The organism is Flavobacterium zepuense, from assembly GCF_007097145.1.
GTDB classification, from domain to species: Bacteria; Bacteroidota; Bacteroidia; order Flavobacteriales; family Flavobacteriaceae; genus Flavobacterium; species Flavobacterium zepuense.
This window is the reverse complement of sequence record NZ_VJVZ01000001.1, coordinates 604,518-626,668: the sequence shown is the minus strand read 5'-3', so window position 1 is coordinate 626,668 and position 22,151 is coordinate 604,518. Positions and strand designations below refer to the sequence as shown.

General features: G+C 35.6%; 6 protein-coding genes. All 6 read left to right on the top strand.

Going from position 1 to position 22,151, the window contains the following annotated elements; genetic code table 11:
* Positions 1 to 468: 468 nt before the first annotated feature.
* Genes FMM05_RS02630 through FMM05_RS02605 form a run of 6 tightly spaced genes read left to right on the top strand, consistent with a single transcriptional unit; the run spans position 469 to position 22,137 of the window.
* Positions 469 to 960 (top strand): OmpH family outer membrane protein, encoded by a 492-nt coding sequence (locus FMM05_RS02630; protein WP_143371782.1) that lies wholly within the window; start codon positions 469 to 471, stop codon positions 958 to 960.
* A complete protein-coding gene (locus FMM05_RS02625; protein ID WP_143371781.1) occupies positions 944 to 1,546 on the top strand; it encodes a hypothetical protein in 603 nt (200 codons plus the stop codon). The genes FMM05_RS02630 and FMM05_RS02625 overlap by 17 nt, the downstream gene beginning before the upstream one ends.
* Positions 1,543 to 7,149, top strand: a complete 5,607-nt coding sequence (locus tag FMM05_RS02620; RefSeq protein ID WP_143371780.1) for a hypothetical protein — start codon at positions 1,543 to 1,545, stop codon at positions 7,147 to 7,149. Before FMM05_RS02625 ends, FMM05_RS02620 begins: the two co-directional genes overlap by 4 nt.
* Before the next feature lie 7 nt (positions 7,150 to 7,156).
* Positions 7,157 to 8,920 carry a carbohydrate binding domain-containing protein gene (locus FMM05_RS02615; protein ID WP_143371779.1) on the top strand — a complete coding sequence of 588 codons (1,764 nt, stop codon included), beginning with the start codon at positions 7,157 to 7,159 and terminating at the stop codon, positions 8,918 to 8,920.
* Between the two features lie 20 nt (positions 8,921 to 8,940).
* Complete coding sequence (locus FMM05_RS02610) at positions 8,941 to 9,666, top strand: hypothetical protein (RefSeq protein WP_143371778.1); 726 nt, start codon at positions 8,941 to 8,943, stop codon at positions 9,664 to 9,666.
* A 3-nt stretch (positions 9,667 to 9,669) separates the two neighbouring features.
* Positions 9,670 to 22,137 (top strand): RHS repeat-associated core domain-containing protein, encoded by a 12,468-nt coding sequence (locus FMM05_RS02605; protein WP_143371777.1) that lies wholly within the window; start codon positions 9,670 to 9,672, stop codon positions 22,135 to 22,137.
* Positions 22,138 to 22,151: the final 14 nt, after the last annotated feature.

The following is a 22,151-nucleotide window of genomic DNA, read 5'->3' as shown; positions in this document are numbered from 1 at the left end:
TTACAGCGCTCCAACCTTTGCCGACGAAGTGGTTACAGCGCAAGGGTAGATAAACCGGACTTGACTGACCCCTTACACCGATTAGAATTGACTACTATTCTATTGGTATACAGATAATGAGCATCGTCATTAAAACTGGTGGAGAGGGGGCAAAACTAATTAATTTATCCAATTAGCAATGTTATCATAGATGAGTTTATAATCCAAAATGCAATAAATTTTGGAATTATAGGAATAAACATATTTGATATCATTAACATTACGATTACTAACTGAATAATAAAATTAATTTAACTATGATTTTTGTAAGAATTTGTTTAAATAATTACGTTCCAAAACGTTACTGTTACGGTTTTTCCACACTTAACATTTCTTTAACAATTTTGACAACTGCTAATGTTAAAATTTTTAACTTAATTTGATGCATTATCTAATTGAAATATTATTACTCATTTAAGTTTCTGATTAATGAAAAGGAATGTTATTTTGTTAATAACAGGTTTTTTGCTTGTATTGGTTCTTGTTTTTTGCCTTTATATTAAAACTATAACAACTTCTGTTGTTTATGTAGATAATCAAAAAGTTTTTGATGGTTTTAACATGACTAAAGAATTAAAAGTAGTTGGCGAAAAAGAATTAGCAGCAAAGAAAAAAGCTGTAGATAGTTTGTATTTGTTACTTAATGATCCTAATAGTAAGGAAGCGAGTGAGCCTTTAATGAAATTATTTATAGCAGAAAGAGATAAGCTGGAATATTACAACACAGCTTATTCTAACGAACAATCATTAAAGATATGGAGCAGAATAGACAGTTATGGGAAAGATTTTTCTAAAGAAAATCATTACGATATCATACTGGGTGCACAGCCGGGACAAAATTTGATTTTTGGAGAGGATGGCAAAAATGTAACTTCAAAGTTTATTGAATTTATAAATAAAAAATATGAAGGTGCTCAGTAAATTGATGTTGATAATGCTATTGCCATTATTGTTATCTTGTAATAAAGAGGATAAAAAACCGGTAGATGACTCTGAAATAAGATATCGCTATTTTCAGCTTGAAAATAACGGTTGGAAATCCCTTTCGCATACACAAATGGTTGACGGTATAAGTTATACCGCTACAGAAGTACCACTGCCTTATTATATTTTGAAAGATATAGGTAGCGATGACCTTTTTAAAGTAGATTCTATTTATAAAGCAAATAATAAAGAGCGGCTAATAGAATTTGAATTTTTGCACAATGGCGAAAAAGATCTCTTGGGTAAGGAATTTACAAACCTTAATTATAAAGATGGAGTAGAATATATGTCTTTCAATATACAAAAGGATTTCGTTGTTGTTAACCAAAATAATGATACTATACAATGCTCAGGGGTAACCTTTGAAAGAAATTTTAAAGTAGCGCCTTATCATAAATTACTACTGTTTTTTACCGGTATAAATCCCGATGATAAAATACAGCTTGTTTATCGCGATAACCTTCTTAAAAAAGGTACTTTGAAGTTTACATTTAATGAAAAAATCACAAAATTATTATTATGATCCAAAAAATCAGGACTAGTAAAACATCTAAGTTTATTGCTACTTATCTGGCATTAATGATTTTGCTGGAAATTATCGCACCCATGCAGGCTTTTGCATTAACAGAAGGCCCTTCTCAGCCTGAGTTTAATTCTTTTACGCCTATTGGGACATCCGATATGGTTAATCTCGCAGGAGGAGATTTTAATTATAACATACCTATTATGGATGTTGGTGGATATCCTATAAACCTCGCCTATGATTCTGGTGTAACCATGGATCAGGAAGCTTCGTGGGTAGGCTTAGGGTGGAATTTAAATATCGGGCAGATAAACAGAGATGTTAGAGGCTTACCTGATGATTTTGATGGATCTGCAAGTAATGGGGATGCAGATGAGGTGGTATCTGAAAATACTATGAAAGATAACCTTACTGTCGGTGTTAGTGGGTATGTTAATTTCCAGTTAGTTGGTGCCTTTGATGCATTGGGCCTTGGGGCAGGTCTAAACCTGCAATATAATAATTACACGGGCATGACTGCCACGCCAAGTTATGGTGCATCTTTTGAGTTGTCAGACCACGTTTCTGTAGGGATGAAATTAAATACATCATCTACTGATGGGGTTACTATTACTCCAAGTGCCTCTTTGCACACAAAAAAGAGAGAAAAAGATGATATGAGCAAAAAATTTGATGCTTCAATTTCGCCAAGTGTGACGTATAACTCCAGGCAGGGGTTACAATCTTTCAATCTTTCATCATCGGTAACGTCAAGTAAAATTAACCAAAAGACTAATGATGATGGTACAACATCCAAATCTAAAAGCCAGTCAAGTTATGGCGGCAGCGGAAGTATTTCTTTTATAAATAACACTTTTACTCCTACAAAACGTCAGCCATATGAAAATGTGACGGGAGATATTAATGTATCTGTAGGGCCAGACATTTGGTCGGCACACTCAGAGTTTTCTTTTTCGGCATCCGTAGCCCTTCAAAAGTTAAAAGATAAAACGGTACATAATAAAGCGTTTGGTTATGAAAATACTGATAAAGCCTCGGCAGACGGATTGTTAGATTTCAACAGGGAAAAGGAGCAATCAACAGTAACTAAAAATACATTAGTGCTACCAATGACAAATTACACATACGATATATACTCTATACAGGGGCAAGGTATAGGAGGTATGTTTAGGCCTTACAGGGGTCAGGTTAGCAATGTATTTGATCCTAAAATTACAGATACCTCTAATTCATTAAGCTTAGGGGTAGAGATAGAAGCAGGTGGTGGTGTTCATGGTGGCGCAAGTGTTACGTCTTCGCCTACGGTTTCGTACACAGGTAACTGGAACACGGTTGTGTCTCCGTTTTTTAAAGAAAAAATTACAGGTAATCAATACAATTATGAAAAAGTATATTATAAAAGTATTGGCGAAAATCGTGTAGATCCGGAATATACGAGCTTGCTTAATAATCAGTTAGGAGGAACTAAGCCTATTACTTTAAAATTAGATTTTGGAAAAAATGCTACTAACTCTTATTATGTAAAAAATACCGTTGAAGCTTTTGAAAATCAAACTTTAAATTTTAACGGGCCAATTAAAAGAACTAATAGGGAGAAAAGGAATCAGGCTATACAAAAAGTACTTGCAAAGGATATTCAGACTAATTCGTTCTTCCCAACTTTATTTCAATTAAATTCAAATGCAAAACCACACCATACCGCCGGATATAGTGTAACAGATGAAAAGGGCAGCCGATACATTTACGGAATTACCGCCTACAATAAAAAGAAAAAAGAAGTTGCCTTTTCTACCAATAGCGTTGGTAACTGTAAAACCGGAATAGTAACTTACGGTAGTGGCGAAAATTCACTTTCAAACAGCAGCCAGAACGATCATTATTATAATAGTGAAACTACCAGCCCATATGCACATACATACCTTCTTTCTGCGGTTGTTACTCCTGACTACCAAGATTTAACAGGCAATGGTTTTTCTGACGATGATTTAGGAGGGTATACAAGATTTGATTATACCACCATAGACGATTATAAATGGAGAATACCTTATAACACTAACACGGCATCCTTTAACGAAGGGTTAAAAACTATTACAGGAGCTAAAGGAGATCAAAAAGCAAGCTACTTATATGGCGAAAAAGAATTAAAGTATGTACAGAAAATTGTAACAAAAACACATGTAGCATTTATAGACCTAAGTGATCGTAAAGACGGTTGTGGGGTTAGCGGCGAAGTAGGAGGTAACCCTAATAGCGGCACTAAAATGAAAAAAATAAATTCTATAAGGCTTTACTCCAAACCAAAAGTAACTAATGCCGCCGGTGTTATTGTAGATCCCGGAGCCGATAATGCCATAATAAAGCCTATAAAAACTGCGCACTTTATATATAATTATGAGTTGTGTAAAGGAATAGATAATAAAATTAGTGGGTTTACAGCTCCAAACGAAATTTCTAACAATGGGGGTAAACTTACATTAAATAAAGTGTATTTCACTTATGAAGGCTCTAATATGGGTAAATATACTCCATATGTGTTTAATTACGAAGGTTACAATCCTAACTACGATCCTAAAGCCTACGACGTTTGGGGTAATTATATGCCTGTAGATAATACTGCATGTATTACTACTGATACTGCACCTACCACACCTCAGGAGTTTCCTTATGTAAATCAAAGTAACAAAACCACGCAAGACCAATATGAATCGGCATGGTTGCTTTCATCAATAAACTTGCCATCAGGAGGTAAAATAAGCCTTACATATGAGTCTGACGATTATAAATATGTGCAAAACAAAAAAGCTTTGCAAATGTTTAAAGTAGCCGGAGTTAGCCAGGACATAAATAATAGTAATATAAAGCAATCCTTATACGGCTCTAATTACGAGGCTAAATATGTTGTTGTGGAGGTTGATGATAACTTATCCGAGACTCTTACCGACTTAAATGTACGAAGGCTATATTTTAGTGAAATATATGATAAACCTATATATTTTAATTTCCTGCTTAATATGGCGTATGGCAAAAAAGATTTTGTTTCAGGATACTTTAAGATAGACGGTGATGTTAGGGTTTTACCATCAACTACAGGAAAAAAGTACATATACGTACCAATGAAAAAACTAAATAGGGAAGGCAAGGATAATGATAATAACCCTGTAAACCCAATATCATTAGCAGGTTGGTATTTTGGGCGAATGAATATGAACAGGGATGTTTATGGGCAGCCATCTGTAAATGAAAGTAATTTAATTGGGCTTGCAAAAAGTTTGGTTAATAATTTAGGATCAATCTCACAATTGTTTACAGGAGCAAATGGAGCTTTAAAAGACAAGAATGTTGCTAAAGATTTTAGTAAATCTAAATCATGGATACGATTAGAAGAACCATCGGGCTCTAAAATGGGTGGTGGTTCCAGGATTAAAAAAATTGAAATGTTTGATGCTTGGGAAACAATGCTAACAGGAGTTTCATCTACAGATCAGCGTTATAAAAAGAAATACGGGCAGGAGTATGACTATACTCTTGAAGACGGAACATCAAGTGGTGTAGCTACTTACGAACCAAATGTGTGTAAAGAAAATCCTATCATAGAGCCTTTTTATCAAAATGCGCAAAGAATGGTTGCACCGGCAGCAGTAAGTTATGTTGAAAAACCTTTTGGAGAATCTTTTTATCCTTCACCTACGGTAACTTACAGCAAAGTATCTGTTAAAAATATTACCGCAGCAGATGATGATACGGGACAGGCAATAAGCCAAACTAAATCAGGAAAAGTAATAACCAGGCATTTTACAAGTTATGATTTCCCTACAAAATCTGACTTTACCCCAATTATTGACCCTACCAGAAAATGGGAGTCTAATGCAAATGATGTAATATCAAGTATGATAGGCGGATTCATAGGTGTGATAAATACTAATTCTCATTTGGTTTTATCGCAAGGGTTTAGTGTTGAGACCAATGATATGAATGGTAAGCTAAAAAAACAAGAAGTTTATAACCATACGGGTAACTTAATATCAAGTGTAGAATATAAATACAGTACAAAAACAAATGATGCTACAGCTTTAGAAAATCAGGTTCCTGTAATAGATCAAACAGGAATTGTAAGCTTGGATAAAGCTATAGGCGTACACTTTGATGTAATAAATGATTTGAGGGAAAGCTACTCTAATGCCAAAAATATTGGCGTAGATCTTAATGCAGATGCTATTCCGTTTTTCCCGGTGCCAATATTTTTAGGTTTTGTTAAGCCAAGGCGTGCTGTGCATACACAAACCTTGCAAACTGCAGTAACTACAAAAGTTGTTCATAAAACCGGTATTTTAAAAGAAACTATTGCTTTTGATCTCGGATCCCGTGTAGCTACAAAAAATTTAGCATGGGACGCTAATACGGGACAAGTTTTACTAACCGAAACTACTAATGAGTTTGACGATAAATATTACTCATTTAATTACCCATCATATTGGAATTACAATTACATGGGTATGGCTACCACAAACACTGATTTAACGGGTACACTTGTAGCAAGTAGTATATCTGGTGGCGGTACAGAATATTCGGTATCTCAACTTGGCACTAATACAGAACTTGGGCAGTATTTTAAATTAGGCGATGAGCTTCTTTTTGATAGTAAAGTTGTTTGGGTGGCAGGTTATAATACAAATAAAACACGAATTAGATTAATAAATCGTGCTGGTACAAAAACAACAGATACATCTAATTTAAAGTTTAGATTGTGGCGTTCAGGATACAGGAACAACCAAATGGCATCCATGGCAAGTGTAACATCTATGCTTAACCCTATAAAAGATGCTAATGGTAACTATATCAGCCTGCAGGGCGATACATTTACCTATACTTCGAGCCTTAACTCTCAAAGGGTTATTAACGCTAGTGCGATAGAATATAGTAACGATTGGAAATCGCAGTGTGAGAACAGATTACCTTATCCAGATGATACAAGTAAAAATCCTTACCTCTATAATATTAAAGGCCAGTGGCGCCCTATAAAATCATATGCTTACTTAACCGGAAGAAATTTTGATAACACTGCGACCAGAGGTAATGGGTTCTTTAAAGATTTCAGTCCGTTTTACCAGCTATCCGGCGAAGGAGGTGTTTGGTTTATGGATCCTTATAACTGGACATATGCCAGTGAGGTAACTCTTTACAATCCGTATGGTGTAGAAATTGAAAACAAAGATGCCCTTAACCGTTATTCATCTGCCCAATATGGTTATGAGTATAAATTACCGGTAGCTGTAGCTTCTAACTCTGAATATAAAGAGATGGGTTTTGATGGTTTTGAAGATTATAAATATAACAACCTTAATATACCTACAGTTTTAAAACCACATTTTGGATTTAATGAGTATGTAAATATTGATGCTTATGTAACCGAAAATACTTCGCATACCGGCAGGAGAAGTATTGCTGTAAAACCCGGGGCACAAATAAACATCAAGCGCAAGGTAGATGGTTGTCAAACTCAGGTAGCTAAAGAAGTTAAAAATACAGCTACTAAAAATGAGAAAAGCGCCAGTGTTAGTAGTGCTGCCGTAAAGACTGATAAAAATAAAAAAGCCACTAAATAATATAATTATGGATTTTGTAAAAAAACATATAAGGACACTATTTGTAGTTGTATTATCTATAGTAGCAACAAGTGTTTACGCTCAGGAGCCTACAGATAAAGAAATAGGCTTTGATGCAGAAGTTATAAAAAAAGAAATGTATGCGTCGGGCACTTTTATGAATAAATCTTTTGTTGATAACCAGCTTGCCGAAATAAGAAAGCAAATGTTAGAGCGCTATAAGCTGGGATTAGAAAAATGGGTAGATAAACAATTATCTATAATAAACCCGCAGGCTAATAAAGGTTTAGATATTGGTATAGGTACACAAACGCTTAGTGGAGGTCAGTGCGAACTAACCAATTTTGAAGCGACTAATCCTTTGGCCCCTTGGGAACTTAAATACAACATACCCAATGCGAGTGGAAATTATGCGTATTTAACTAATTATACTTCGCAAACCGGTATAACAGGTAATTCTTATAGTTATCAATCAGAGCAGCGCTATTTGGTTGGTACCAGCACAACAATCACAGATCCATATATAAACGCTGTTGCGCAAAATAATCCGCAATTAAATATCGATCCTAATATTGATACAAAATTTATAAAAATCGGTAATTCAGGAGCCGGTTACAAGAGTGAGATTATCAGAAAGACCTTTACAATAAACAGTCCGGACGATTTTATCTATTACAATTATGCCATTGTATTACAGGATCCACAACACAGCTTAAGGCCTTTTTTTAGTGTTAGAATGTACAACAGCAGTGGTGCATTAATACCTTGTTCTCAAATTATTTTTGAGGCCAGGCCAGGTATACCCGGGTTTATAGAAACCACTACAGGTAGTAAAATTTGGGTAAGGCCATGGGCAACTAATATCATTAAACCAAATGCATTTAACGTTACAGGCTCTGTGACATTAGAAATAACTGTTACAGATTGTGGCGCCGGAGGGCATTTTGGGTATGGGTATTTTGATATTAAATGTAAAACGGTAGACGATATGATTCAGGTCGAATCTAATTTATGTGCAGGCAGTAACACGCAATTTACATCTCCAGTAAGTAATTTTAACTCTAACTATCATTGGATAATAAAAAATAGTGCGGGCACAATTGTAGGTGAAGTAGATGGTACAGCGCCAGTGTTTGCTTTTCCAAGTGCAGGCAGCTTTACCGTTACATTACAAATCCCTTACTTTACTACAGATACAGGGTGTAATATTAAATCAGAGTTTACCAAGAGCGTTGTTGTAAACAGTTGTCCTGATTTGCCCTGCCAGGAATGTAGTTCTTTTAACCTTATCAGGGGCGAAAAATATGTAATTAGTGGCTGGGTAAAACAGCGTAGCGCATTAGATCAGGAAATACAGGTAAGAACATATACGGGCTCCTACATTCAGGTATCTTTTGAAGATACAGGTAATGCTATATTATCTACTGTACAGGCAGTGCCAACAGGTGAGATAATAGATGGTTGGCAGCGTATGTATGGCGAATTTACTGTGCCTGCTACTGTAGATGATATGAATATTACACTTAAAAATACAGGCACTAACCTGGCTTATTTTGATGATATACGGGTACACCCTATAAATGGTAACATGAAATCTTTTGTTTACGACCAGCAAACGCAAAAGCTAATGGCAGAGCTGGATGAAAATAATTACTCTACTTTTTATGAATATGATAAAGAGGGGGGACTTATAAGAATAAAGAAAGAAACTGAAGAAGGAGTATATACTATTCAGGAAACCAGATCTTCTAACCCTAAGAAAAGTAACTAACCTACATATTTACCGGCACTATGAAATTCAACGCATATTTAATTGCACTGTTGTTTCCGTTGCTAATTGTGGCGCAACAAAAAAATGATAAAGCAAAACTTTCAGATATAATATCTAAAAGTGCCACATTTTACGAAAAACAAAAATGTTTTGAGTTAAATATTGACTATAAAGTATTTAGTTCTTATACATCATCAAATGTAACAGAAACATATAAAAGTACCTTGATTAACAACAATAAAGATTATTACTATAAACTACACACTACAGAGTTTGTTAAAGTTGGTAATGAAGTACTAAAGGTAGATCATAAAAGCAAAGCGATTGAATATACGGGAGAAATAGATTTACAAGATCAGGACAGTTATTACAATTTAAAAAAATATCTGGATTTTTTTTCTCAGTTTGAAGTGGCTACCGAAGGTGATTTTTTTAAATGTACTCTTTCTACCCCCGAAATTTCAACATTACCATATAGCAAAATTGTTTTGTATATAAATAAAACAAACTATCAGGTAAGTAAACAAATTTTTTACTTTTTGGTTACAAGCCCATATAAAGATAAAAAAGGAATTATAAAATCTGACTATCCAAGAATGGAAGTGACCCAGATTGATTTTAAAAGCGGCATCGGAAAATTTTCCGATAAACTGTTGCTGCAAAATTATGTGATAAAAAATAAATCAAAAGTATCTCCTTCGTCTAAACTGATGGGGTATAAAGTGTTTGACCTTACAAAAAACTAAAATATGACTAAAAATTACTCCTTCTCTTTTAGTATCGTATTAACAGTACTATTGTGCTTATTCTCTGCATCAGCATACTCTCAACATAAGCGTTTTGAGTCTGCTCCCTTAACAGGTGTAGCTATCGCTACAAATACTGCATTTGAATTTTTAGATCCGGAAATTAATACACCCTATCTGTTTTCGGAAACATATAGCACGTTTATAGAGCTAAAGATTGATGATAATGTTGGGCCCTACAATAGGTACATCTATACTCTGAATTTAACGGTTACGCCTAAAAATAACTCTGGAGCGTTAATCACTACAGAGGCATATTCTGTACAATTAAAAGTAGAGAACAATAAAGTTACAGAGAACGCAAACTTTATAGATTTTGCCAAGCACGAAATCGTTAATCGTAAAGGCGCAAGAATTGTTGTTACATCAATAACAACCGAAAATTTAGACACAGGGCTAACTTCGAGTGTAACTCCTGCAAACATCACTTTAAAACTGGCTCTTGAAACGGACAGGTATTATTTATTATCTAACATGATACCAGTTGTTACGGCTACAACTACAGGTACCGCAAGCGGATTTGTTTTATTAGAATGGACTGAAATAGAAGGAGGTTTAGAGTATGAAGTTGAATATACGTGGATAGATCGTTATGGCAATCAGTTAACAAGTTTTTTAAATGCTGCTGATGTTCCTTTAACCGAAAATGATTTTAGGTTAAATAGCACAAGGATTAAAACTAAAGATAACAAGTTTGAAATACCATTGGTATATGCGGATGGTTTTTTAGTATTTAGGGTAAGGGCGGTAGGACGTTTTACAGATAGTACTGATTATTCAAAAAGGCTTTATGGTAACTGGAGCTTCCCTACAACTGCAAAAACAAATGTGTCGCACTGGCAGCATCTTGTTACCACTTCTCACGAAGGTAATAAAAACTGGCAATTTCAATCATCCTTTGCAGAGGACGGCAAGAAAAAAGAAGTTGTAAGTTATTTTGACGGCTCTTTAAGGAACAGGCAAACAGTTACCCGTATAAATACAAATGATAAAGCCCTTATTGGCGAAGTTATTTATGATGAAGAAGGACGTCCTGCAGTAGAGGTGCTACCTGTGCCTACTAATCAGGAAGTTATAAAATATTATCAGGATTTTAACCGTAATATGACTAACAAGGTGTACTCATATCAGGATATGGTGCCTGTAGGTACCGATCCTTGTAATGCAGTGCCCGATGGTATGTCTAATTCATACGGAGCCAGTAACTACTATTCAGCTAACAATCCTTTTGCTAATAGCTTTAAAGATAATATTCCTGATGCTGAAACTTTTCCGTTTTCGCAAACAGAGTATACTAAAGATAATACTGGCAGGATAAAAAAGAAGGGCGGCGTAGGTAAAACCCATCAATTGGGTATGGCTCATGAAATGCAGTACCTGTACTCTATCCCAACTCAGGAAGAATTAAACAGGTTATTTGGGTACAGTGTAGGAAACGTTTCTCATTATAAAAAAAATACGGTTATAGATCCTAATGGGCAAATAAGCACTAGTTATTTAGACCCTCAGGGCAGGACTATTGCCACGGCTTTAACATCCGGAAGCCCGGATAATCTATCTGCATTATCATCAACAGGGGTACATCAGCTTACCAGCGCAGATTTGCTTTCTAAAGTTGGGCCAAATGATTATGATACCGATGTAGATAATAATGATAAATTTGCTACGGGCCGTTATGGTAACTTACAAGACGGTTTGGTTTATGAAGGTAGTAAAGCACTAATAGAAAAGAACACGGTTTATAGTTTTAATTACAACCTTAAAAAAATTAATCCGTTTAATTTTATATGTGATGTAAATAATACGTACACATACCCTACAACTTACAAACTGCAAGTAAATGTGGCAGATGACTGTGGTACAGTAGTTTTTCAAAAAGATCTTAACAAAGCAAATAATACAAGTTTGGCTACTGCCGCTGCGGCGTATCCGTTAAATTTATCAGTGCCTTTTGATCTATCTACATCAACATTAAAACTGGGTACTTATAGCATAACTAAAAAGTTAGTTGTAGATGATGTAGCCCTTGAAACTTATGTAGAAGATTATATTACAAAAGGGCTGGAAGACGGATGTATATTACCGCCTCAGGCACCGCACCCTAATGTTTCAGAATGTTTTCAAACATGTGAGGAGTGCGTTAACTATTATAACAGCCTTCAATTTGCCGGTGCCGCTAATGGGCAGGCGGCTTATATAGCTCAAATGTTGGCCAGTAATTATGACTTGTTACAGCTTACTCCCGGTACTACACCTTATAACGACTTAAAAAACCTTTTAACTGTAAGGTATAAAAGAGAGTTTGAAATTATTATTGAGCAATGTCAAATATCCTGTCAACCCGAAGGGTCGCAGTCAGATGAAAATGAGTTAGGTACTTCTTATTTTTCAGCCTTTGCGGCTAACCTGCTAAATAATATGCTGGACGACATGAAACCGGGCGGACAATACGGCTTAACTAATGTACAAATAGCAGAAGACGGGCAAAGTACTGATGCAGCAGCAGGATTGCCTATAGATCAGCTACCATGGTCTATATACAACGAAAATAATTCACTATACAGTGCTTCAGTGGGTATTATAGATCCAACGCAGGTATCTTGGAGAACACCATATTATTTTTATGAACTTTATACAACAACTGTTTCGGGTATTCTAACAAATTCTCAAACAACAGGTGTTTCTTTAATAGCACAAGGGGATACAAGATACAGGCACTATTTTACAGCTACAGGGCAAATAGATTATCTTGATGTTTTCTGGGATGGCACAGCATGGAGCATTCCATTACAAAATCCTGCCGCGCCAGGAAGTAATTCAGATGTTATACTTGTAGATGCTGCACAGGGGTTATACAAAGTAGAGCCGATTAAATTGGCAAATGTAGCTGATTTTATTGCCAATTTTAGGCCAGAGTGGGCTTACTCACTTGTAAAACATCATCCTGAATATCAATATTTGCTTTATAAACTTAAAGAAGGGGATATTGCTAATCAGTTTACTGCAGTAAGAACCCTTAATGAAGGTACTGCAAGCCAAACTCTTGAAAATGTAAGTGTAGATGTAAATACAGATGGTTTTGATCAGTTTATTACTACTATAACTTATGCTAATGCCATACAAAACGACTACCTTGATTCTAACGGTACCACAATTTTAGATTACGACCCTTATTTTAAAACAACTACAGCCACTCATCCGTTAGATGGTACCACGCTTGCCGCAGGCTCTCAATCAAGTGGAATGACTTTAACTTTGGCTACTACGTTATCAACAATAAACCCACTATCACAATCAAGCGTTAACTATCAAACTTTAAAAAGGCAGTTAATGACTGAAGCCCTTTTTGGAGGAAATGGTAACACCGGAGGTTTTGAAAACTCAGGCATGAATATGGCGCGAAGTATTTATACAACTATTGCGTGTGGTACTCCGGACGGATCTTGCGATTTACCTGCAAATACCCCATTTAATAATGTAATTGCACATATAAACAATACGTTTTCTGATGCAGATAAGGCTACTTTTTGGGATTACTTTAATACATATTACATAAGTGCAAAACAAAGGATACAGCATGTGTTCACTAATCTTTATGCCTATAAGCAAGGTATGTATAATGACTGTATTGGCAGCGAAAACGGGCAAAATGTAAACAGAATTACATCTGTAATAGATTTTTATCCTGCACAGCGTAATGAAATTAAAGCTTGGGTTGACGCTTTTACTCCGGGCAATTCATCATTATTTTATACAACAAATCAAGGCGCTTATTTAACTACAAAAACAAAAAGGTTCCTGCCTTATGATGAGATATATAAATCAGAAGGAGATGCGCAATCTAATTATGATGATATGCTGGCTAACGCCCAATATGAAATATTGATACAGCAAGGTATTTGCCCTATGGTAAATGACTTACAAATATTTTTACACGAAGCGGCTAAAAAGCCAACAATGTTCCCGGTATTTAGAGGGCAGGCATCTAACAGTATAATACCAATGCCTTTTATAACGCAGGGGCTATTTCAGGAACTGGGAGGTGTTTTAAACGGTGCTCCAACTCAACCCTTATCAGTTACAAGTACTATTGTAAACAGTGGTAAAACCCTAATTATAAATTTTTTACAAACTAACAATCCAAGCCCGTTATTTGATAGGGCAGTAACCTTAACAATCCCCACAGGAACAACTTTCCCTGCAGGTGGGGCTATAAGCTGGAACAGCAATTACGGGCAAACATTACAGCAAAACCTTAACGGCTGGACAATAGTACAAATGAAACAACTTGTAAGCACTGTTTATGATGCTAATGAAGAGTGTTACCGATTTAAAGTATTGGCTAAAATTATACACAATCAAAATGCATCTGTAGCTTTTGAAGTTGTTTTAGACGGTACAACCCGTGCAAGATTATTTTGTACGAATGACTTAACTGAGGTTTATGACCCGGAAAGCGGCTCTGAAGCTATTTATCTTGAACCTGTTTATGGCGATGGTGAATGCACCAAGAAAGAAGATTTTGCTACTGCTTTTAAACAATTTTTAACGAGTTTACAATCAGACGGGACAATTAATAATACATCTGTAGATGTAAGCAATCATCCATCATTTGCTCCAAATAGTTTTTTATACAATTTCTTAAGCTTACAATCAGGTGATGTATTAAACTGGCATGGTAACCTTGTAAATAATGGGACAGACTATTATGCCTTATATTTAAATAATGAAATAGTATTAAGTATTGCTAATTTTAATACTCCCTTAAATTTACTTAATCCCGTATTAGATATTAATGTTGGTATTCTTAGCCAAATTACAACTACAAGTAATATATCGCTAGCAACTGCTACGGCTTATGGGCATAAAATAAGTGTTATTTTACAGGTTGGTGGTCAGCCAATCACTTATAACGGTTTTTTGTTTAATGGAGGTAGTTTTAATAATAATAATCCATTTGATTTTTCATGTTGTAATAACTGCGATGAGCAATATACCTGCAGTGCTAATCAGGATTTTGAATCGGGACTGCAAACTCTTATTCAGCAGCTCATATCTGCCCACGTTGTAAATGCTCCTAATTATCCGCTTAATAATCTTCCACAATTTCAACCGGGAGGATACTTCTATGTATATTTGGGTATGACTCCTTCCAGCGTAGCTGCATGGACATATGTTAATGGAGTGTATTCTATTACCATGACTGGTGGGGGCTCGGGAATTGTGATGGAAGCTACCGGACTTGATTTTCAACAGGGTTTAATTTTAACTGATGTAGGCCAGGAGTTCGGAGACTATAATTATTTTAATGTAATTACAAATTTAAATGGCTCTCAGGCTTCCTTCGCCGGCCAGATCTATTTACTAACTGTAGATCCAAGAAAAGGTGAGATAATTCAAACTGCTTTAAATTTTAATTGTTGTAACACAGCTTTCGCAACTGGGCCTGGAAGCTTTGGCAGGTATTTAGAACTAAATAAAATATTATTAAACGAACTTATAGATTTTGCTATTTATAACCTTAATAATAACATAAATGTTTCGACGTATGATTCTCCTACTGTTTGGGAATTAGACAGCTATTTCTATAATGCATTTGGTGTTACTAATTTAACCTATAGTATTCAAAACAATAATTTAGAAATTACTTTTCAAGGTGGAGGGATTGATAACTCGCAAGCTTGTGGCGGACTATATTATTTGAGGGTTCCTTTTGGTGTATATGTTCAGGATATCTACTTAACTTCCGATCAAATGTTTGCTTACTTGTTTGAAAACGAACTTCAAATTTTGAGCTATTATGGAGTAGTTTTAACAAATGGTGACATTATTGGCGATGAAATTAATACACCCACAAATTTCCCAGATTATGTGGGCCATCGAATCGCATGTACACGCAGAGTGGTTGTGAAAAACGACCCTCCATGCGACTGTATACCAAAGCAGCCATTACCCGTTAGCTGTGATGAGAAATATCCACAGTATGTTAGCAAGATTAATAGCTTATATGGTGGCGGAGAGCCTACCTTTATATTTAGCAAAGATGAGTTTTGCTGCCTTAACCTTGCGTACATTTTAGACGCGTGGAATACTTACCTTCAACAATTTAGTATAACATCGGTAAACGATCCAAGGTATATATCATTGCCGGATTTTGGGGGTAATGCACTTGGTTATGGTTACGATGGCTATTATATTGCTATAGTAGAATATAAATTATATTTACAAAATCCGTCATTACCGGAAGAAAGTAAGGGCTGGCCATATTTTATAAATGATGTATTTATGGCTGCGCATCCTGAGATTTGCAAAACTCCACCTATGATACCAGAGTGTGCACCTGTTGTACCTACCGAGAATGGCTGTGAACTTTTCGCTATAAACGTTACAGAGGCTTATAATGCCGATGCATACAATGCCTACCTCGACAGTAAAAGGCAGGAATTTAGGATTGCATACTTGCAGGATGCTTTAACAAAAGCAATTGAAACATTTAATATGCAGTATTATGATAAAGAATATCAATACACTTTGTATTATTATGATCAGGCAGGAAATTTAACTAGAACTGTACCTCCTAAAGGTGTAGACAGGTTTGAAGTTAGTGAGCTTAACCAACAAAATGGTCAGGGTATATCTCTTAATTCCCAAATAAATCAGCACAGGCAACTACAGGGTTTAACTAATAATAGTACTTTGCTGCCACAACATAGTTTAACTACAAACTATCATTACAATACACTTAATCAGTTAGTATGGCAAACAAGCCCGGATGGCGGTATTACACGTTTTGCTTATGATGAACTTGGCCGCATAATAGCTTCGCAAAATGCTAATCAGTTAGCCAATAAAACATTTAGCTATACGCGCTATGATGCCTTAGGCAGGATTTTTGAAAGCGGGCAGATGGTAAAGCCTGTTGTAATGGGCATTGATGATAATGGAAGACTTAAATACTCTAATGGTTCTGCTGTAATTACATCTGATTACCCAACGGTTGTTAACTATCCATATAATGTTTGTGCTAAAACTATGGAGGTTACAAGAACACTTTATGATGGTTATGCAGGGCTGGACGCTTTTACTATTTCTGGACCAAGGAATGTTAGAAATAGAGTGGGAGTTATATTTTACTACGATGAATTAACAGACCCGGTTAACAATGCTAACTATAATAATTACATTGCCTACAATTACGATATTCATGGCAATGTTAATGAAATGCTACAATTTAATAATGATATCTATATTGATTTAAACTCATCGCTTAAATATAAAAGGGTTAACTATGAATACGATATTGTTAGCGGTAATGTTAATAAAGTTACGTACCAAAAAGGCGAAAGAGATCAGTTTATGCATCAATATACATATGATGCTGATAATCGCATTGTTGATGTAAAAACATCTAAAAATGGTGTAATATGGGAAAAAGATGCTGCTTATTATTACTATGATCATGGGCCTTTAGCCCGTACCGAAATAGGTGATAAACAAGTACAAGGTGTTGACTACGCATATACAATACAAGGATGGTTAAAAGCTGTGAATTCAGAAAATATGCGAAACATTGATAGCGATATGGGCCGTGACGGTAAAGCTACATTAAGGCCATTTGTTGCAAAAGATGCTACTGCATTTTCGCTTAGCTACTTTGAGAATGATTATAAAGCTATTACTCCTAATACAAATACCTTTGATGTAACTCCTAATATAACAGGTATGACACCTTTGTATAATGGTAATATTGGTAAAATGATAACTACTTTACGAGGTTTAGATCAGCTGGCACTTGCCTCCCAGGCTAATCTTTATAAATATGACCAGTTAAACAGGATCATGTCTATGAATAGCTCAAGAGTTGTATCGGGTACAGTTACGCCAGATATATCATCAGGATATTCCTACGATAATAATGGTAATATAACCAAATTAACGGCTAAAGCACCTGATAATACAGGTGGTATAATTGATATGGACAGATTAGCTTATAACTATATTAGTGGCAGCAATAAATTAGATTATGTGAGTGATGGTGTTGCCGATAACGTATTTGGCCCTAATGGCGAAAATATAGATATAGATAATCAGCAACCTGGTAATTATAAGTATGATAATATTGGTCAGTTAATTATAGATAATAAAGAAGGATTAACTATTGGCTGGCGTGTGGATGGTAAAGTTAAACAGGTAAAAAATTCAACAGGAAGAACTATTAACTTTCAATATGATGGTTTAGGTAATCGGATTTCTAAAACTGTTAGAGAAACACCAGAGGTTAACGATAAAAAAGTTACCCAATATTCAAGAGACGCCCAAGGTAACGTATTGGGAGTATACACTTATACTACGACAGCAAGCGGATCTAAAACATACTATCTTGATGAACATCATATTTATGGTAGTAGTAGGTTAGGCTTGGAGCAGGAAAATACTTTAATGGCTAAATCTTCATCATTAGTATTTTCATCAGCGCTCACAACCCCTCAAACAAATCAGGATACACAGTACACAACAAATGATGTAAATCCTGGTGAAGTAGTTGAAGTATTTGAAGATTATTCATTAAATATAACACCACAAACTCAGGGAACCTGGTCTGAACCTTCAGATCCAACATTAAGCGACAAGCTGTTATCTAACTTTAGTTTTAGTACAAAGGTTAAGTTTGATGCTGCTACACCTGTTAATTCTGATGTATTGATAGGACAGGTTGAATCTAATATTCCGGAGCCGAATCCGCTATTTACATTACGTGATAAGACAGCAGGATTTGTTAGTGGCAGTACATTTACTGTAGATCCTGCATTTATAACATATTCATCATCTACTTTAAATAAAATTTCCGGAGGTACTCTTTGGAAAAAAGCTAACACGACATCGGCAGTAATTGTAGGTAATGGTTATATTGAGAGAACGATCAATAGCCTGCAGGAACTTAATTTTGGTTTGTCTTATACTATTGCGGCTGTTGCAACAGGTGGTTTGGATATCGACTATGGTTTTAAAACGTTTACAACAGGAAGTGTAATTCTTTACAATAATGCTTCGCCTACTGCTTTAGCATTATCCACAAATAATAGTATTGTTCAAACAGGTGATAAGCTGCGTGTGGAGCGATATAACGGGCATGTTTACTTTTATAGAATTAGAGGTACAGAAACTTTATTATTAAAAAGTATAGCCGAACCTACTGCATCTGTTGGTCAAAACATGTATGTAGATGTTAATATGTTAACATTGGGAGCAACACCGATAACTATTGCTACCGGAATATCTGCCCCAACATTTAATGCAACTGATGGCCAGGCAATACAACTTATAAATGCAACGGGCCTTGTTATTAATAACACAACAAAAACCATCTCAAAAGTTGGTTTAGGAACATTTACACAGTCTTTAGCATATAATGTTGGAGCACGATCTACTCAGACAATTAATGGTGCGGGTAAACTTGAATTAACTGTAACAGATATTTCCAGTACAAATGCTGCTTATGTAGGTTTATCTGAAACCCACACATTTACAGGTGCATTAACAGATTATGGTATTACAAAACCTACATATACTATTAGGATATCCGGTACAAATGCAACTTGCTATAAAGGTACATCGCTAATTACGTCGACAGTTATTGCGGTGAATGACAAATTATCTATTGAAAGGGTTAATGGAAAGGTGCGATTTTTAAAGAATTCAGCGCAAGTTGGGGCATCAACTCCCGAAGTTACGCCAAATGCACCACTGTTTTTAGATTTCGGACTTGGATATTATGGAACACATATAGATCAGGTAAATTTAACAAACTACCAGGAAAAATCTACCATGCAGGTTATAGTTAGAAAAGACGCCAGTAGTAAATATTATCCAATAATAAAAATTAAGCATACTATATCTACCGGAATTAAACAGGAAATTACACTTACGCCGGCTGCAACATCAAATGATAGTAAAATATCACAGGCGGTAATGACTGCCGACGGTATGGATATTGAATTTAATGCGAATATAGATTTTGGTCTTTACAATACATCACCACTGATTATAGCGGATTACGTATTTAAAGTAAATGGGCTAAATGGACTATTTGATACTACAATTACTCCTCCAACAGTAGGCACTGAAGCCTTTAGTGCTACAAGTAATTCATTTATTAAAAATACTTTAGCAGGTACAACCAACCCGAGTTATAGCATGTGTAATTTTAATTATGGTATGGTAAATTCTGCAGAGGTAGGATTTTATAGATGGATTGGTTTTGATGTCCCTGGAGGCCAAAGTCCTGCAACATATGGGGTGTTTTCGGATGATAATATTATAACCATAAACATGAATATCCTTAACAGAACACTCGGGCCGTGTTTGGCGGATTCTGATGGAGATAAAATATTTGATCTTTACGAGGATATTAACGGTGATGGTAACGTTGCTAACGACGATACAGACGCTGATGGTATACCGGATTATTTAGATACTGATGATGACGGAGACACCATACTTACAAGTTATGAAATAGCAGGGCAAACAGTGGTTGGCTTTACTGATGGCGCTCAGAATACTGACGGTGATGGGCTGAAAAATTATCTGGATGCTGATGATGATGGCGACGGATATCCTACCTTACAGGAAAGTCCTAATGCTTATGCAAATGGATTGCCGGGTGTGCCCGTTAATCCTTTAGATAGTGATAGTGATGGCACTCCGGATTATTTAGACCCTAATAATACAATTGTAGCCGAAACGTCAAGGCCTATAAGTAAAGTTAATTATACTAATACAATAGGAGATAAGCGTTACGAACTTTCTAACCATTTAGGAAACGTATTAAATGTTATTACCGACAGAAAACTGGTAGACAATAACCTTATTTTAACATACAATAACGAGTTTCAAACCAGTACGGGCTTCACCAATATACCTACAGCAACTAATAGTATTGTGAGTGGTAGAATGAGGGTAAATCCACAAACTAACGGTAGTGGTGTGTATAGGTCGTTTACATTTACAGCCGGAGTAGTGTACTCTATCCAGATGTATATAGATCCGGGTACATTACCGGCAGGTACACCAGTACGTTTTTACGTAAGGAACAATACATCAACACTGGTATATACAGAGCAGCAGGTTTCAACTCCTGGTGTATACACACTAAGGTTTGAATGTCCTACAACAGCCGCTTACCGGGTGTCACTAACAGTAGATGCGCCACCGCTTAGTCTGTTATTTTTCTATGCCGATAATTTATTTATTTATACATTGCCGGCAGCGCCTGCAGGAGACTTTGCAACCCTGTTTAAACCAGACGTTACAACCTTTAACGATTACTATCCTTTCGGGATGCTTGTGCCTAACCGCCATGGCAACACTCCTGACTACAGGTATGGGTTTAATGGACAGGAAATGGATAATGAAGTTAAGGGTGAAGGGAATTTATATCATGCTGACTTTTGGAAATATGACCCTAGAATAGCCCAAAGATGGAATCGTGATCCAGTCAAAAAAGATTATCTTTCACCTTATGCAGTTTTTGGCGGAAATCCTATATTGTTTGTTGATCCTGATGGGGCTGATTGGTATGAGAATAATAATTATAATCCTAAAGATAAAGAAAGTAAACAATATCAATGGTTTGAGGGAAGTGATCAAAAAGATGGATTTACTCATTTAGGAGAATATTTAGTTACTATGGCAAAAGGAGAAAATTCTATCACTATTCAATATCAAAATGAGAATAAAAGGAGTATCACTTTATCAACAGACTTAGGTAAAAAATACAAAATGTTGCTCGCAGAAGGTGGATTCAACAGTAAAAAAGCATATGGTATTGATAAAACAGGTAGGGGTGTTAACGCCAGCAATAATACACATAGAGAAACATTTTATGGCTTGCTCATAATTTCAGCTTCGATGGATAATCGTTTAAGAACGGCAGGTATTGCAGAAAACGATAAGGCTTTGAATGGAGCATTTGGAGATGGTAAAACTTATGAGTCAATGTTTACAAAAAGCCAATATAATGGAGCTAGTGAAGCGGCTTATAAAGATTTTTGGACATGGGAATCAAGTTTAGCATCGGGTGGGATATCTAAAAAAGATAAATTTACATATTTCGGAAATGCGTTTGCTGCTTTAGAAAATCCTGCACAAAGGTTGTTAAACTTTAAATCTATAGGAGTTAAAGCATATTCTATATTAGCATATAGTCATAATGGTGTTGGGAATTTACTATATTCGCCGGGAGTAATATCATTTAATTCTGTTGGAACATTGCTCACTAACGTAGAAAGTAAATCCAATATTTTATTATGGGGAGATGTTAAATTTGGAGGTGAAGCTGAATTTTTCGAAAGTTTGAAAGCCTATAAAAAGCCTTATCAAGATAAAATCATGGAATATTTTGGTTTAAAATGATAAAAAATATTTTC

Coding starts and splice junctions, on each gene's coding strand:
- FMM05_RS02630 (WP_143371782.1), top strand. CDS start 469: ATGAAAAGGAATGTTATTTTGTTAATAACAGGTTTTTTGCTTGTATTG.
- FMM05_RS02625 (WP_143371781.1), top strand. CDS start 944: ATGAAGGTGCTCAGTAAATTGATGTTGATAATGCTATTGCCATTATTG.
- FMM05_RS02620 (WP_143371780.1), top strand. CDS start 1,543: ATGATCCAAAAAATCAGGACTAGTAAAACATCTAAGTTTATTGCTACT.
- FMM05_RS02615 (WP_143371779.1), top strand. CDS start 7,157: ATGGATTTTGTAAAAAAACATATAAGGACACTATTTGTAGTTGTATTA.
- FMM05_RS02610 (WP_143371778.1), top strand. CDS start 8,941: ATGAAATTCAACGCATATTTAATTGCACTGTTGTTTCCGTTGCTAATT.
- FMM05_RS02605 (WP_143371777.1), top strand. CDS start 9,670: ATGACTAAAAATTACTCCTTCTCTTTTAGTATCGTATTAACAGTACTA.